Consider the following 16,943-nt stretch of genomic DNA (forward strand, 5'->3'; position numbering starts at 1 on the left):
TATAACCGCTATAATAAGGTTTCATCATCCCTTTTCCATCTTATATAATGAGGTCTTTGCTTTGATAAATAAATACTAATTTTGCGCTCTAATTTTTATAATAATGAGGCTGGCAATAAATGGTTTTGGTAGAATAGGAAGAACATTTTTACGCTTAGCATTGGCTGAGGGATTTGAAGTAGTAGCGATTAACGACCTGGCAGATGCCAAAACGATGGCTCATTTATTTAAGTACGATACTGTTCATGGTGTTTTCGCAGGTAATGTTTCTGCAAAACCTGATGCATTGGTCATCAATCAGCTTTCTATTCCGGTTTTCGCGATCAAAGATGCCGATGAATTGCCTTGGTCTGCACTTAGGGTGGATCTGGTTATCGATTGCACAGGTAAAAATTTAACCAAGTCATTGGCCGAAAAACACATTACATCAGGCGCAAAACAGGTGCTCATCTCAGCCCCGGCGGCAGATGATATTCCGATGGTCGTATTGGGTGTAAACGACCATCAGATCGATCTAAAGAGCACAGTACTATCAAATGCCAGTTGTACAACGAATAATATTGCCCCGATGATTAAGATTTTGAACGATAACTGGGGGGTAGAAGAAGGTTATATTACGACCATCCATTCGATGACAGGCGATCAGAATCTGCACGATGCGAACCATAAGGACCTGCGCCGTGCAAGGGCAGCTTCATCTTCCATTATTCCAACTACAACAGGAGCAGCAAAAGCCATTACCCATATTTTTCCTGAACTGGATGGCCGTTTAGGTGGGGCAGGAATCAGGGTTCCGGTTTTAAACGGATCGTTAACCGATTTTACCTGTTTGCTAAAGAAGAAGACAAGTATTGAAGAAATTAATGCAGCTTTTAAATACGCTGCACAAAACGAATTGAAAGGTCTTATAGAGTATACTGAAGATCCAATTGTATCCGTCGATATTATTGACAATCCACATTCCTGTATTTTCGATTCGCTATTAACCTCTATCGTTGGCGATCTGGTTAAAGTAGTGGGCTGGTACGATAACGAATTTGGTTACAGCAGCCGTTTGATCGATGTGGTGAAAAAAATAGACATGCTTACTAAAGGCTGATTTTAGATTTTTGTGTAGATTTTAATGCCCAATAAACCAATACTGGTTGAAAAAATAAGCGTAAAAAACGTTTACTATCAGTATTAAGGCCGAAGGCGCTGCGTTTATGAGTGTACTGTGAAATATTCCCAGGGAATACGCCAACAAATAATCCTGCGGATACCTTACCTACTAAATCTTCATATTTTTTGGGCGCTAGCACTAAGGCCGCGCCCAATGCAATTTCGACAAAACCCGAATATACTACTGTATCATCTTTTTTTAAAGGAACCCAATCCGGTACCTGCGCCTGGAAAGGTTTACGCGCAAAAGTTAAATGGCCAATTCCGGCAGTAATCAAACCTACGCCCAACAATATCCTGGCAGCTTTTTTTATATTTTCCTCTTTCATAATATTGCGGATCAGATCAAAATGAGATATATCATTTAACAAGCGATCAGTAAATCTGTTTGAATTAATTTAGCTCATGAAATTTACCTAACTGGGCGGATGTTTAAATACAGGGATTCTAATATGAAATGATTTAATACAGCCTTCAAACAACTGCTGGGCTATATTTTCACCTTTCAAAAACTTTTTTTGTGTGTTGTTGGTTTTATCTGCCAATATTAGGCCCGATATTCCGATCGGTAAGCGCATATTAAAGTGCTGCTATTGGTTTGGGCAGGGGAAACAGATAGAAATTGATATAAACCGCGTAAACCAATAGGCTTGGAAACACATAAAAAAAATACAGGGCGTCGAAAGTCCCTGCTGCCCAAATTTCTGCTCATCCTCTTCCTTTCCATGCTCCTTGGCACGGAGGCTTATTTCGGATTTAGGCTGCACGAGCTTTCTGATCAGCAGGAGCGCATTAAGGAAGATTATGCTGATATCAACAACATTACCTATGGGCTGTTTTCGGTGCAGCAATGGAAGAACAATGTATCCAGGATTGTGCATCACCAGGTCCGCAACCTGAAGATGACCAGAAAACAAAAAAAAATATTACAAACAGAGGTAGAGCAGGTGCTGCTTGCGCTCATTAATGAGGCAGAAGCCTTAGTGAACAAACCAAAAAAGACTTTAAGCGGAAAGATCCAGAAATTTGCGATCCGTAATTTTGTGAACGCTGATAGCATACGGGCGCAGGTGCCCGGTTTTGCCAGGAAAATTATTGCCGAGGTGGATAATCCTAAGAACAAGAGGCAATTAAGTAAAATGGCCATGGGCGAGTTTAACGAATTGGCCAACGAGGAAAAGCTCGACAGTGCATTTGTCGCCAACGGGGCTTCTGTAAGGGCACTATACAAAAAGTACAATGTAACCTCTACTGATGCACTGAATAAAAACCTCGTTCAAACGCTATCCGAAATTCGTAGTAAAACCTACAGTTATTCATTTGGTATGCTGGCTTGCGTGGTGGTGGTGCTGGGTTTTTGGTGGGGACTCCGCAAACGCCGTGATTTGCATACCACACTCTTTGTCATGTCTTTGCTCTTTGCATTTATCCTCCTGGCTGTTGGCCTCACCGCATCAATGATAGAGGTTGATGCCCGTATCCGTTCGCTGGATTTTGTGCTGCTTGGCGAGCATGTGGTTTTTAAAGATCAGGTGCTGTTTTTTCAGAGCAAAAGTATCATGGATGTGGTAAGGGTACTCATCAGTCAGCCTGGCATCGATTCTATTTTGGTCGGGGTGCTGATATTGGTATTTAGCATCCTTTTCCCGGTAGTTAAACTGAGCTCAACAGGGGTGCATCTTTTGGGCAGTAAACGTTTGGCTGAAAATGGGATTGTTAAGTACTTCGCTTTCCAATCGGGCAAGTGGAGTATGGCCGATGTAATTGTAATCGCTATCCTAATGGCTTACATCGGACTAAACGGCCTGCTCGAAGGTCAGCTCCAGGCACTCAATATCAAAAACGATTCACTTACCATCTTAACCACCAATAATACGGCATTGCAGCCCGGATACATCATATTCATCAGTTTTGTACTTTATGGCCTCATTCTTTCTACAATATTGAAGTTTATTACCCCACATGATGCTCACTAACCCGTTTACTAAAGCTGACTGATTTATTATGGCAACAACACATACCCCTAAAAATATCCACATAAAAAAGAACTGGGTTGCACCACTTGCACTGATCGTTGGCCTCAGCATCCTTTTGCTGGGCGAGGCCTATTTTGGCTATCGCTTCCATTCACTTTCTTACGAACAGAAACGGATCAAAGAAGATTACAGCTTGTCGAACAATATTACTTTTGGAATATTCTCGGTTGACCGGTGGGGAGAAAAAATTTCGGCAGTTGTTGACAGAAGGGTAAAAGGATTCAACTTAACTGCAAAGCAGAAAAAAGACATGCGCAAGGAGGTTGAAAAAGAGCTGCATGGATTGGTAAACAAGGCAGTTTCAGAGGTTACCAAGCCTCAGAAAACCCTTGGCGGTAAACTGAAAAAATTGGCCTTTAACAGTTTTGTTGATGTTGATGAGCTTCATGCCCAGGTTCCTTCTTTTGCGAAAACTATTGTGTCTAAAATTACCAGTCCAACAAGCCTGAAAAGGCTTAAAAATGTAGCAACGAGTAAGTTAGATGAGCTGGAAAATCAGACCTACGACAGTACCGATACCACCATTACCACTGTAGAGCAGAATATCTACCATAAGTATCATGTTGCTAATGCAACCGCGTATGACCGTTTAGTAAACTCAAGGCTTGCACAGATCAAAAAAGAGACTTATCAATGTGGGTTGGGGATGCTGGGCTGCGTAGCTATTGCACTCATATTATGGCTTTTTTTAAGAAAATCGGTACAGTTGCATGTACCACTATTTATCATGTCGCTGTTGTTTGCGGTGATTTTGCTTACTGTTGGCGTTACCTCGCCGATTATAGAAGTTGATGCGCGCATCCAGTCACTCGAATTTGGCCTTTTAGGCGATAAAATTGCTTTTAGTAATCAAGTGCTTTTTTTCCAGAGCAAAAGCATATTGGGAATTATAGGGACATTAATTGAGCAGCCTAAACCAGATGCCGTACTCGTTGGTGCATTGTTGCTCTTATTTGTTGTGATATTGCCGCTGCTCCGTATTGTGGCAAGGGGAGTACACGTATCCTGCGGACATCTTTTCGGTAGCCAGAAAGTATTGCGGTTTATGGCATTCGATCTCGGCAAATGGGATATGGCAGATGTAATGGTAGTGGGTATCGCAATGACCTATATCGGCCTAAACGGAATACTTAAAAGCCAGCTCTCCGGCTTAAATATCAAAAACGATACGCTAACTACTGTTACGGCCAACAATTCGGCACTGCAACTTGGATTCTTTGTGTTTGTAGCTTATGTGGCCTATGCAAAGGTGCTTTCTTTTATAGTTAAGCGTATTGATGAGAGAAATGGTTCATGTGAGCAATAGAACAGGAAATATGCTGCATTAATAAAAATATTCCTTTTTTAGGAGCGCAGGGCCCTTACCGTTATTAAAGTTTGCTCCCGTTCTTCGCTATATCCCTGCGCTGCGCTCTGGGGATGCCGCTACGCCCAGGGCTAAACACCTTGGTACTGCAAGAAAATACAAAACGCCTAATTTCTTTCTTTCAAGTATAAAGATAGAACAGCCGTTATTTTCAACTTATTTTTGATACCTGCCCAGTGAGTATCTAAAATGTTAAAAATTCTGGCCGATATTATTATCGGGTTTCAATTGCTTTATTAACTTTGCAAACGTTTGCAGCGCATCCAATAGCAATGTCTTCACACCAGATGTAAGCTAGCTGATACTAAAAATATGGTCAAATTTATTCTTCCAGAAGAAGTACTGCCTTTAAGAAGCCTGGTTTTGCGCAACGGCAAACCATTCGAAGCATGCATTTTTGAAGGCGATCTGGCCTACGATACCTTTCATCTTGGTTTTTTAAAAGACGGGGAAATAAAATCAATTGCGACCTTTATGCGGAACGATTTTTTTCCGGAAGAAGGGGAGGGCTATCAGCTTAGGGGCATGGCCACTCATCCCGATGCCGTTGGAAATGGTTATGGTGCTGCACTGGTTACTTTTGCCATTGAATACCTAAAAGAATATAAAACCGATTATTTATGGTGTAATGCCCGTTCAACGGCGGCCGCTTTTTACAAGAAAATCGGCTTCACTACCGAATCGCCGGAGTTCGATATCCCTGGCATCGGTTTCCATTACGAAATGAAATTAAACTTAAATCAAAAATAATTAAACATGAATACAATTGACCAGTTTGACTTTAAAGATAAAAAAGCATTAATCAGGGTAGATTTTAATGTGCCTTTAGATGATGAATTTAAAATTACAGACGATAAAAGAATCAGGGCGGCTTTGCCAACCATTTCTAAAATCTTAAAAGATGGTGGTGCGGTTATTTTAATGTCTCACTTAGGCCGCCCGAAAGATGGCCCAATTGATAAATTTTCTTTAAAACATATCCTATCAGATCTGTCTGCCCTTGTTGGTGTTGAAGTTAAGTTTGCTGATGATTGTATTGGTGAAAGTGCCGTAAAGCAGGCAGCCGATTTAAAACCGGGTGAAGTTTTATTGTTAGAAAATCTTCGTTTTTACAAAGAAGAAGAAAAAGGTGATGTTGCCTTTGCAGAGAAATTATCAAAATTAGGCGATGTTTATGTAAATGATGCCTTTGGTACTGCTCACCGTGCACATGCTTCAACTTCAATTATTGCCCAGTTTTTTCCAGATGCAAAATACTTTGGCTATTTAATGGCCTCAGAAGTAGAAAATGCAGAGAAAATATTAAACCATGCAGAAAGACCTTTTACTGCAATTATGGGTGGTGCTAAGGTATCAGATAAAATTCTTTTGATCGAGAAATTGCTGGATAAGGTAGACAACCTGATTATTGGCGGTGGTATGGCTTACACTTTTGCTAAAGCACAAGGTGGCGAAATTGGTACCTCATTATTAGAAGCCGATAAACAAGCACTTTCTTTAGAGTTGATCGAAAAAGCAAAAGCGAAAGGTGTAAACCTGATTTTACCAGTAGATACGGTAATTGCTGATAAATTTGCAAACGATGCAGATAAAAAAGATGTAGACTCTGGTCAGATTCCTGCAGATTGGATGGGACTGGATATCGGTCCAAAATCGGTTGCCTTGTTTCAGGATGTAATTAAAAATTCTAAAACCTTATTGTGGAACGGCCCGATGGGGGTTTTCGAAATGGAAAGTTTCCAGGTAGGAACTAAAGCTGTTGCAGAGGCAGTTGTAGCTGCAACTAAAGATAACGGCGCATTCTCGTTAATTGGTGGTGGCGACTCTGCTGCGGCAATTGCAAAATTCGGTATGGAAGATGAAGTAAGTTATGTTTCTACCGGTGGTGGTGCTTTGCTTGAATATATGGAAGGTAAAGAATTGCCAGGTGTTAAAGCCATTAATGGATAAAACATCAATCTTAACATAAACGAGGCCCTTGCAGATCAACTTGCAAGGGCCTTTGCTTTTAGATGATTTTCAACTCACGCTGTTTTGTACATGGGTTAGCACACGTGTTTATTAAGACTTATTGTTATAACGGTACAGTGGTCTTGTAACGATGCTGTGCAGGAGTGAAGCACTACTTGTGCTTAAAACAAATAAATCATACCTTACTGGTAATTTACCTTGGCCTGTAATTTATTGGTTTTGGGTATAAAACATCAAATTATAATATGAGAAAAAAAATCTTTTTGTTTAGTATAAGCTGTCTGCTGCTTGCAGGTCTGTGTCAAAAAACATTGGCTGCAACAGTAGCGGTATCTGATAACATTCAACTGGCTGTTGAGCCTGCTGCGCTGATCGGCCGCTGGGACATTACCGTTGATGTAAACGGGAAACTGGCACCTGCCTGGCTGGAAGTAAAACTATCGGGTTATAAAACTTTAGTGGGCTACTTTGTATCTACTGCCGGTAGCGCGCGTCCGGTATCGGAAGTAAAGTTTGATAATGGAAAGTTTAGGTTCGAAATCCCGCCACAATGGGAAAGCGGCACCTCGAATCTGGTTATCGATGGCACGGTTGCCGATGCAGGGCTCCAGGGGACAATGACCAATTGCGACGGTAAACAATATAGCTGGAAAGGTGTTAAAGCACCTTACCTGAAAAGGGCTGTTGCGCCGGTATGGGGTAAACCTGTTAATTTGTTTAACGGCAAAGATCTATCTGGATGGAAAGCTAGTGGACAAAACCAATGGATCGTGAAAAACGGTGTTTTAACCAGTCCGAAAGCAGGTTCAAATCTTATTACCGAGCAGAAGTATAATGATTTTAAGCTCCACGTTGAATTTAAATACACCAAAGGGGGAAACAGTGGGGTATATTTAAGAGGCCGTTACGAGGTGCAGATTGAAGATAGCAAAAAAGATGCGCATCCTAACAGTGTACTCTTCGGTGGTATTTATGGATTTTTAACCGCTAATGAAATGGTTACGCTCGGCCCCGATGAATGGCAAACTTACGATATTACCCTTGTTGGCCGTTTAGTAACCGTGGTAGCCAATGGTAAAACCATCATCAGTAACCAGGAAATTCCGGGCATTACCGGAGGAGCATTGGATAGTAATGAGGGAGAGCCCGGACCTATTTATCTTCAGGGAGATCACGAACCGATCGAATACCGGAAAATTGTAATTACACCGGCGAAATAAGTATCTCTAATAAAGGAGGCTGTATCACAATATAGAAATTGTTATCCTATCCAAAGGACTAGATAGACCTGTTGAAGGGACTGTTTAAATGTTTCACAAAACGTTTCGAGAAGCTCAACATGATAAGTTCGAATGGATCACTGGTTGTAATACAGCCTCCTATTGGTTATGTTAAATGCCCGGGCCTTGTAGAAGTATTCACTGTTTAAAAAGGTTTATACATGAAAATCAAACGATTCTTAATCTGGTTATTTTTATTGAGCCTATCAGTGAAAAGCGTAAAAGATATCTTTTAGAAGCGTTCATGCTAGAAAATTGCTAAACCGGTATTAAGCAATACCATATAAACGACCAAATAACATACTAAAAAAGCTGATGATAGTGCAAAATACCTGGTTACCCTATGACTTCCCCTTTTAAAAGGCAGCAGAAAAAGGATATTGAATGTTTCGGATAACAATGCGCATATAAAATTCAAACAGACCATTACGCAGCTAAACGCCACAACAAAAATGGCCGGCTGGATAATTATTCCTGAAGGAAGGCCATAGAGTGCACCCATCATAAAACTGATCAACAGAATAACAATGGCATATTTAAAGCCCGATTTAAACTGGATCAGGAAATATCTGCCCAATTTTGGTAGTGGTATTTCGATTTTTGCCGGCTTTGGTTCTTTTTCAACCGTCGGAATTCCCAATGCCTCATCCAAGGTTGCTTCATCTGTTTTTTGTTTTTTGCCTCTCTTTTGTTTCTTATAGCGTGGCCACCAGATAATGAATCCGGTAATAAAAAGCGCAAGCGGCATTAAGCCGGCAATAATGGCAATAATTTGTGTAGGCCTGCCGCCAAAACTCCCATAATGGATTGGTGTTAGCCAACTGAGGTAAGCATTACCTACATTAGGAAAATCTTGGCGGCTGTTCAGTAGTACTTTACCTGTATACTGATCAACAATGAGCATTTCCCGCTTTCCCACTTTAGGCAGGTTTCCGCTTAGCATATCTAAACGGTAAGTACCGGTTTTATCAGCCGGAAAAGCGATTCCTCCAATATGGGCATTGGGCATTTTTTGTTTGGCCGCTGCTGTAATGGCTTCAAGCGGCAGTGGCACGGCCTGCGCATGCCAAGCCGATTTAGCGCCTAATAATTGGGCTACGCCTTGCGGCGATTTTCCGCTTAATAAAAAAAGGAAAGGGATTACCAGGGTAGAGAAAGTAATGGAAAAACCCGTGAGGCTTAGTATCGCCACAATAGGCGACGAGTAAAAACCCAGCGAATTGTGCCAATCGTAATTCTGGCGTTTAAATGAGCCACTAAACCTTACGCTAAGCGCCGATTTTAGCTGTTTCCATTTCTTTGGGATCCATAAACGCAAACCCGAAATGGTTAAAATCAAAAGACACAGAGATGCCAAGCCACAAATGTAACGGCCGGCAACTGGAATCAGCAATGTTCGGTGCAGTTCCGTAACCACATGGATAAAAGAACTGGTATGGATTCTTTTACCACTTGTAAGCCCGGTATATGGGTTGATAAATGTTTCTTCCTCACTTTTTAAGTTCATCACGCTATATGCTTCATTGGGGTTTTTGAAGTTATTCAGCATGAGGTAGTCGATTTTTAACCCGGGGTAGTTCTTTTTAATGATTGGCACAATTTCCTCAACAGACATTTTCTTCTTTTGTGCAATAACTTGAAACAAATCAGGATTTAACGCCCTGTCAATTTCGTCCTGAAAAACCAAAATACTTCCCGTTACACCAATAAAAGCAACAATTGCACCTGCAATTATGCCAACATAAAGATGCCACTTGCCAAACCATCTTTTTTGGTGTTTTGCCCAGTTTATACTTTTAGGTTTGTGTTCTGACTTCATTTTAGCGCATCTATGCTTTAGTTCCTGTTAAAAATATTTTGTCTTACAAAGAAATCGTTTTAATCGCTCCAATCCAAATTATTCTTAATCAGTCTAAATAATAAATGCGCTTTATGCAAATCAATTTTACAATGCCTAAAATAGCAGTCGCCGCTAAATAAAAAAGACAATATTAAGGATGGATTTATTAATTAAAGCGTTTTGTTAAGGCAATTTTCTCCTTGCTTCTTGTTACTTTCAAATAAGATGTCTTCTAAAATTGGGCGGATCACCCACCGATTAATCACTGTAAATGAGCGTTTTTTATCAAATTATAGAAATCTGATTAAAAAATGGGCCAGGCTGACACTTTATGCTAAAATATTTTAAAAGGCTAATTATCAGCGGTTAATGTGTTTCTTAGTATGCTTAACAAGTTATTCTGTTTATCTTGTGTCGCCATAATTGTAACAAAAAGGATGTGGAAAACTTTTTTGTGGTAAAAAGTGGTAAAAAGTGGTAGAACTATTTACTTTTACACTAGATAAAAAGTGTAGATACCACTATGACCCAACTTTTAGGAGAATTCGATTGTAAACTTGACGCAAAGGGCCGCCTTATGGTACCTGCTGCGCTTAAGAAACAATTGCCTAATGCCGAGAATGATGGGCTCATTATTAACCGTGGTTTTGAGAAAAACCTGGTGATCTATCCTAAAAATGTATGGGATGCCGTTGTGGCCGACCTTTCCAAGCTTAATATTTACGATCAGGAAAACCGCGCATTTGTTAGGGCGTTTACGCGCGGGGCAACCGAGCTTTCGCTTGATGCTGCCGGCCGTGTGCTTTTACCGAAATCTTTGGTAGAATATGCGGGTATCGGTAGCGATCTTGTGCTGGCCTGCCAGTTGGATCGTATCGAAGTATGGGATAAAAAATCATACGAAGATATTTTTGATGATGTTCCGGCCAATTTTGCAAGCCTTGCCCAGAAAGTAATGGGTGATAAGAAAGGAGGGGTGGATGGCGAATAATTACCATGTTCCTGTAATGTTGCAGCCTTGCATTGATGGTTTGAATATTAAACCTGACGGTGTGTATGTGGATGTTACTTTTGGTGGCGGTGGTCATTCGAGAGAGATTTTGAAACATCTTGGGCCAAAAGGGAAATTGATTGCTTTTGATCAGGATCCTGATGCTCAGGCGAATGTTCCTGTTGACGATCGTTTTATTTTTATCGACCAGAACTTTGGTTTTTTAAAAAATAATCTCCGCTTAAAAGGTTTTAAGCAGGTTGACGGTATTCTGGCTGATCTTGGGGTTTCCTCGCATCAGTTTGATGTGCCGCAACGTGGCTTCTCTATCCGTCATAATGCCGATCTGGATATGCGTATGGATCAGCACCGTGATTTAACGGCTGCTGAAATATTGAATACCTATACGGAGGATAAACTGCATAAAATCTTTGGGATTTATGGAGAAGTGAAAAATGCTAAATCATTGGCTCGTGCCATCGTGACTTCGCGTTTGGAGCAGCCTTTTACCGATATCGACAGTTTGAAGTCGGCAATTGCTGATTATATCCCGAAAGGAAAAGAGAATAAATATCTGGCGCAGGTGTTTCAGGCGCTGCGCATAGAGGTGAATGCTGAAATACAAGTGCTTGAAGATTTTCTGCTGCAGGCAGCTGATGTATTGAAGCCTGGCGGTCATTTAGTGGTGATGTCTTACCATTCTTTAGAAGACAGGCCAGTTAAAAACTTTATGGCGAAAGGTAAATTTCAGGGTGAAGTAGAAAAGGATTTCTTCGGAAACCAGCAAAAACCATTTAATGTAATTACACGAAAAGCGATAATTGCCACTGATGAGGAGATTGCCCAAAACAATAGGGCCCGCAGTGCGAAACTAAGAATTGCGGAAAAGATATGAACAGGTTTAGGGAAGAGATAGAAGAGGAAGAAGTTGGGCCCGAACCAGAGCTGAAAGCTGCGCCCAAAAGGCCAAAAACTGCTGAAGAAAAAATGGATAGCAATTCATTTATCAGCAAGCTTTTTAATGATGGATTAGTGAGTAAAGAGGCGGCAACTGATGCTTTGCCTTATTTGTGTTTTCTGGCACTCTTGGGAATGATTTACATTGCCAATAGCCACTTTGCGGTAAACAATGTTCGCCGGATTGATAAATTAAATAAAGAAGTAAAAGAATTAAGATGGGAGTATAAATCCCTTAAGGCCGACCTGATGTTTAAAAGTAAACTGACAGAGGTTGCCAAAAAGGTAGATACCCTTGGGATAAAAGAACTGATTGAACCACCAAAAAAAATAATTGTTAAAAGCGATGAATATTAGAGCAAACATCTTGCTTCGTGTATATCTGGCATTTGGCTTAATTGTGCTTTTTGCTTTCGCGGTGTTTTTGCGCCTCGGTCAGGTACAGTATGTGCAAGGGAAAAAATGGAAAGCTATGGCAGATAGTCTTTCTACACGATATGTAAATGTGGAGGCTACCCGTGGGAATATTTATTCTAATGATGGCAGTTTACTGGCTACTTCGATACCGGAATACGAACTGCGCATGGATATGTTCGCCGGTGGCATTGCTGATAAAGATGTGTTCAATGAAAAAGTTGATTCTTTAGGTTATAAACTCTCGCAGATTTTTCAAGATAAAACAGCAAAAGAATATGCCCGGATGCTGCGTAAAGGCCGTCAGGACAGCTCGCGCTATTTGCTGATTCACCGAAAAGTAAGTTATGCTGATCTTAAAACCATCAGGACTTTTCCGTTATATAACATCGGGAAGTTTAGTGGCGGTTTAATTGCTGTTCAGCAGAACAAACGGATTCTTCCTTTTCAGGCTTTGGCTGCCCGTACCATTGGTTATAAAAATGAGAATGTTAAAAACGGTGTTGGTTTAGAAGGAGCTTATAAGGAATATATCAACGGCGAAACCGGAAAAAGATTAATGCAGCGAATTGCTGGTGGGGTTTATATTCCTGTTAATGAAGAAGCTGAGGTGGCTCCGAAAGATGGTGCTGATATTATTTCAACCATCGATATCAATATGCAGGATCTGGCACAAAGTGCCTTAGAGAAGCAGTTGATTAAGTACGATGCCGACCACGGAGCGGTAATTGTAATGGAGGTTGCTACTGGCGAAATCAGGGCAGTAGCCAATTACTCAAAAGTGGAAGAGGGTGTTTACAAAGAAAAATTTAATTACGCGATTGCGGGTAATCAGGATCCAGGTTCAACTTTCAAATTAGCCTCTTATATGGCTTTACTTGAAGATGAACTGGTAGATACCAATACAATGGTAGGCACAGGTAATTATAAAATACCCGGTCATATGATTAAGGATTCACACGGCAGTATTGGTGTGGTAACTGTTAAAAAAGCATTCGAACAATCATCAAATGCAGCTGTGTCTTATCTTGTGAATAGTAAATATGGTGCTAATCCTAAAAAGTTTACCGATCATTTATATAATTGGCACCTGAACGAAAGTATGGATTTACAAATACCAGGTGAAGCAAAGCCTGTAGTAAAAAATCCATCAAATAAAAGTTGGAACAAAAACATGACTTTGCCACAAATGGCCTATGGGTACGAGATGCAGTTGACCCCATTGAAGATGTTGTCATTTTATAATGCGGTTGCAAATAATGGAAAGTATATTGCGCCAATTTTTGTAAAAGAGATCAGAAGGCTGGGTAACCCTATAGAGCAGTTTAAAGCCAGGGTGATTAAAGATAAGATCTGTTCAGATGTTACTTTGAGTAAAATCAAAAACATGCTAGAAGGGGTGGTTACTGAAGGAAGCGGTAAACAATACGTTCACAACCCACTTTATAAAATTGCCGGTAAAACAGGTACCGCTCAGGTAGCTGATGCAAATAAAGGGTATAAGGCTAAAAGACAATACCAGGCTTCGTTTGTGGGGTACTTTCCTGCAGATAAGCCAAAATATTCAATGATTGTGGTAATTAATGATCCCAAAGGAGGGTATTACGGCGCTTTGGTTTCCGGACCTGTTTTTAGGGAAGTGGCTGACCGTATTTATGCCAGTGATATGCAGATGTATAACGATATGCCGACCCGTTTGGTAGGTAACACGGGTAATCCGCCAACAAAAGCAGGACAGAGTAAAGCAACTCAGAAAGTGTATAAAGCATTTGGTTTTAAGCCACTTTTTGCTTCGAAATCTGAGTATTACAATATTATTGATACCAGTGCAGGAACAGTTTTTCAGGAAAATAACGAGCGTAAAGGTGTGATGCCAAATGTGGCGGGAATGGGACTGAAAGATGCATTGTACCTTTTAGGGAATGCAGGTTTGAAAACAAAGGTTTCGGGTTCTGGAAAAGTGGTGAGTCAATCCATCATCGCCGGAACAAAGGTGGGTAAAGGATTGGGTGTACAGATAGAGTTGAATTAAGGTGTAAGGTAAAAGGTGTAGGGTTTAAGGTCTTGCTAACCGATACTAAACAAAGGTAGAAGGTTGAGGGTAGAAAGGTTTAAGATCTTGCTACTTGATACTTACTACTCGATACTAAAAGAATAAAAAAATGCAATTACAGGATTTACTTTATGGCGTAACGATTAAAGAATTGGTTGGTAAAACCGATAGGGAAATCAATGCGCTGAATTTCGATTCGCGTAAAGTAAGTAAAGATGATATCTTTTTTGCTGTAGTAGGTACTGTGGCAGATGGACACCAGTTTATTGAGCAGACTATTCAGCAAGGGGCAGGAGTAATTATCTGCGAGAATTTGCCAGAGATCGATGATTTTACGGTTACTTATATTAAAGTAGAAAACACTGCTGTGGCTTTGGGTATCATTGCCGGGAATTATTTTGGAAATCCATCGGCAGATCTGAAACTGATCGGCATAACAGGAACCAACGGAAAAACTACTATAGCCACTATTCTTTTTAAGTTATTTAAGGATTTAGGTTACAAAACCGGGCTTTTATCAACGGTAGAGAATTATATTAATGATACGGTAGTGGCCGCAACACATACCACACCAAACCCGATCGCATTAAATCAACTCTTAAGAGAAATGGTCGATGCAGGTTGCGATTACTGTTTTATGGAAGTAAGCTCACACGCGGTTTCTCAGCACCGGATTGAAGGCTTGACTTTCTCAGGTGGTGTATTTTCGAATTTAACACACGATCATTTAGATTTTCATAAAACTTTTGACGCTTACCTGAAAGCTAAAAAGGCATTTTTTGATGTGCTGCCTAAATCGGCATTTGCACTCACCAATATCGACGATAAAAACGGTGTGGTAATGCTGCAGAACACTAAAGCACATAAAAAAACCTATGCGCTTAAACAACTGGCCGATTTTAAAGCAAAAATTATTGAGAACCAGTTCAGTGGCCTGCATTTAGATATCGATAACGAAGACGTTTACTTCAAACTTGTAGGGTCTTTTAATGCCTACAATTTATTGGCCGTGTATGGAACAGCCATTTTGTTGGAGCAGGATAAATTAAAGGTGCTGACTTTGTTGAGCCGTTTATCAGGCGCTGAAGGAAGATTTGATTACATCACCTCTGCAGATAAGATTATAGGCATTGTAGATTATGCGCATACGCCAGATGCTGTTCAGAATGTGTTGAGCACCATCGCCAATATCCGCAAAGGGACTGAACAAGTAATAACAGTGCTGGGCTGTGGCGGGGATAGAGATAAAACCAAACGCCCTATTATGGCTCAGGTAGCATGCGATTGGAGCGATAAAGTGATCCTGACCTCCGACAATCCCAGAACGGAAGATCCACAGGCGATTATCAGCGAAATGGAAGCAGGTGTTTCACCGACCAATAAGCGTAAAACCCTATCTATTTTAGATAGAAAAGAAGCTATAAAAACAGCCTGCCATTTAGCGCAACCAGGAGACATTATTCTTGTTGCTGGTAAAGGGCATGAGAAATACCAGGAAATTAATGGCGTAAGGAACCATTTTGATGATAAAGAAATTTTACTTGAACAATTAAAACCAATCAGCTAATGTTATATTTATTATTCGAATACCTGCATAAGCATTATGATATACCTGGGTTAAGGTTGTTTCAGTACATCACTTTCCGTGCATCTATCTCTATTATTTTATCATTGGTAATTACCACCGTTTACGGACGTAGGTTAATTGATTATCTGCATAAGAAACAGGTTGGAGAAACCGTAAGAAATTTAGGTTTAGAAGGACAGATGCAAAAACAAGGTACACCAACAATGGGTGGTATCATTATTTTGCTGGGCATTCTTATTCCAACCTTGTTATTTGCCAATATCTCCAATATCTATGTGATTTTAATGATCATCACCACAATCTGGATGGGGGTAGTAGGCTTTTTAGATGATTATATCAAAGTTTTCAAAAAGAATAAAGAAGGTTTAGCAGGTCGTTTTAAAGTAGTTGGTCAGGTTGGTTTAGGCTTAATTGTAGGTTGCACCATGTACTTCCATCCAAATATTGTAGTAAGGGAAACTGTACAGGACGATGTGAAAAGTACTTCTACGGTTCCGATGGTATTGCGCCAAAAAGGAGAAACCTTTTATTATACACAAGATGTAAAATCGACTAAAACCAATATGCCTTTTTATAAGAACAATGAGTTCGATTATGCAAAGGTATTGAAGTTTTTGGGTGCCGATTACCAGAAATATGCATTTTTTATCTTCCTGATTGTAACGGTATTTATCATCACCGCGGTTTCGAACGGGGCAAACATTACCGATGGGATTGATGGTTTAGCTACGGGAACTTCGGCAGTAATCGGGATTACGTTAGGCATTTTGGCTTATGTATCGGGTAATACCATTATGGCCGATTACCTCAATATTATGTATATCCCAAACTCTGCAGAGCTGATGATTTTTGCAGGTGCATTTGTGGGGTCCTGCGTAGGTTTTCTGTGGTACAATTCTTACCCGGCGCAGATTTTTATGGGCGATACCGGAAGTTTGGCCATTGGCGGAATCATTGCCTCATTTGCCATCATGATCCGCAAGGAGCTGCTGATTCCGATTTTATGTGGAATATTCCTGGTAGAACTGGTGTCGGTAATTATGCAGGTATCTTATTTTAAATATACCAAGAAGAAATTTGGCGAAGGCCGCAGGATTTTCCTGATGTCGCCTTTACATCACCATTATCAGAAAAAGGGATATCATGAAGCCAAAATTGTAACGCGTTTCTGGATTATTGGAATCATGCTTGCAATTATGACCATTGTAACATTGAAGTTAAGGTAGGTTGAGGTTGAAGGGAAAAGCTGAAAGACTAAAGGTAAAAGAGAGAATAATAAATAAAAT

14 protein-coding genes are annotated in these 16,943 nt (G+C 40.4%); 12 read left to right on the forward strand and 2 right to left on the reverse strand.

Features of this window, described 5'->3' with window-relative positions:
• The first annotated feature begins 103 nt into the window (after positions 1-103).
• Positions 104-1,099: a type I glyceraldehyde-3-phosphate dehydrogenase gene (gene gap, locus AC07VK_RS20525; RefSeq protein WP_492962917.1), complete on the forward strand. Its 996-nt coding sequence runs from the start codon at positions 104-106 to the stop codon at positions 1,097-1,099.
• Here gap and AC07VK_RS20530 read toward each other — a convergent pair.
• Positions 1,089-1,532: a DoxX family protein gene (locus AC07VK_RS20530; RefSeq protein WP_494939821.1), complete on the reverse strand. Its 444-nt coding sequence runs from the start codon at positions 1,530-1,532 to the stop codon at positions 1,089-1,091. The genes gap and AC07VK_RS20530 overlap by 11 nt on opposite strands.
• Before the next feature lie 354 nt (positions 1,533-1,886).
• On the opposite strand from AC07VK_RS20530, the gene AC07VK_RS20535 reads away from it, so the two are divergent.
• The 5 genes from AC07VK_RS20535 (at position 1,887) to AC07VK_RS20555 (ending at position 7,754) form a co-directional block, all read left to right on the forward strand.
• Complete coding sequence (locus AC07VK_RS20535) at positions 1,887-3,137, forward strand: paraquat-inducible protein A (RefSeq protein WP_494939822.1); 1,251 nt, start codon at positions 1,887-1,889, stop codon at positions 3,135-3,137.
• 28 nt (positions 3,138-3,165) lie between these two features.
• Positions 3,166-4,503, forward strand: coding sequence for a paraquat-inducible protein A (locus AC07VK_RS20540; protein ID WP_492962911.1), 1,338 nt, complete (start codon positions 3,166-3,168; stop codon positions 4,501-4,503).
• Positions 4,504-4,875: 372 nt separating this feature from the next.
• Positions 4,876-5,313 (forward strand): GNAT family N-acetyltransferase, encoded by a 438-nt coding sequence (locus AC07VK_RS20545; protein ID WP_492955459.1) that lies wholly within the window; start codon positions 4,876-4,878, stop codon positions 5,311-5,313.
• Positions 5,314-5,319: 6 nt separating this feature from the next.
• Positions 5,320-6,513 carry a phosphoglycerate kinase gene (locus AC07VK_RS20550; RefSeq protein WP_492962909.1) on the forward strand — a complete coding sequence of 398 codons (1,194 nt, stop codon included), beginning with the start codon at positions 5,320-5,322 and terminating at the stop codon, positions 6,511-6,513.
• Between the two features lie 266 nt (positions 6,514-6,779).
• Positions 6,780-7,754, forward strand: coding sequence for a 3-keto-disaccharide hydrolase (locus tag AC07VK_RS20555; RefSeq protein WP_492962907.1), 975 nt, complete (start codon positions 6,780-6,782; stop codon positions 7,752-7,754).
• Between the two features lie 307 nt (positions 7,755-8,061).
• On the opposite strand, the gene AC07VK_RS20560 is transcribed toward AC07VK_RS20555, so the two are convergent.
• Positions 8,062-9,633: a PepSY-associated TM helix domain-containing protein gene (locus tag AC07VK_RS20560; RefSeq protein ID WP_492962905.1), complete on the reverse strand. Its 1,572-nt coding sequence runs from the start codon at positions 9,631-9,633 to the stop codon at positions 8,062-8,064.
• Positions 9,634-10,177: 544 nt separating this feature from the next.
• On the opposite strand from AC07VK_RS20560, the gene mraZ reads away from it, so the two are divergent.
• The 6 genes from mraZ to mraY all read left to right on the forward strand — a co-directional run bounded on the left by mraZ (position 10,178) and on the right by mraY (position 16,883).
• The gene (gene mraZ / locus AC07VK_RS20565) at positions 10,178-10,645 is read left to right on the forward strand and encodes a division/cell wall cluster transcriptional repressor MraZ (RefSeq protein WP_492962903.1); all 468 of its coding nucleotides are present in this window, start codon (positions 10,178-10,180) and stop codon (positions 10,643-10,645) included.
• A complete protein-coding gene (gene rsmH / locus AC07VK_RS20570; RefSeq protein ID WP_492962901.1) occupies positions 10,635-11,540 on the forward strand; it encodes a 16S rRNA (cytosine(1402)-N(4))-methyltransferase RsmH in 906 nt (301 codons plus the stop codon). The genes mraZ and rsmH overlap by 11 nt, the downstream gene beginning before the upstream one ends.
• Positions 11,537-11,959, forward strand: a complete 423-nt coding sequence (locus tag AC07VK_RS20575; protein WP_108199761.1) for an FtsL-like putative cell division protein — start codon at positions 11,537-11,539, stop codon at positions 11,957-11,959. Before rsmH ends, AC07VK_RS20575 begins: the two co-directional genes overlap by 4 nt.
• Complete coding sequence (locus AC07VK_RS20580; RefSeq protein ID WP_492962899.1) at positions 11,949-14,048, forward strand: penicillin-binding protein; 2,100 nt, start codon at positions 11,949-11,951, stop codon at positions 14,046-14,048. The genes AC07VK_RS20575 and AC07VK_RS20580 overlap by 11 nt, the downstream gene beginning before the upstream one ends.
• 130 nt (positions 14,049-14,178) lie before the next feature.
• Positions 14,179-15,636, forward strand: coding sequence for a UDP-N-acetylmuramoyl-L-alanyl-D-glutamate--2,6-diaminopimelate ligase (locus tag AC07VK_RS20585; RefSeq protein WP_492962897.1), 1,458 nt, complete (start codon positions 14,179-14,181; stop codon positions 15,634-15,636).
• Positions 15,636-16,883, forward strand: coding sequence for a phospho-N-acetylmuramoyl-pentapeptide-transferase (gene mraY, locus AC07VK_RS20590; protein WP_492955451.1), 1,248 nt, complete (start codon positions 15,636-15,638; stop codon positions 16,881-16,883). The genes AC07VK_RS20585 and mraY overlap by 1 nt, the downstream gene beginning before the upstream one ends.
• The last annotated feature ends 60 nt before the right edge of the window (positions 16,884-16,943 follow it).

The organism is Pedobacter sp. GW821-FHT01D05 (genome assembly GCF_059422505.1).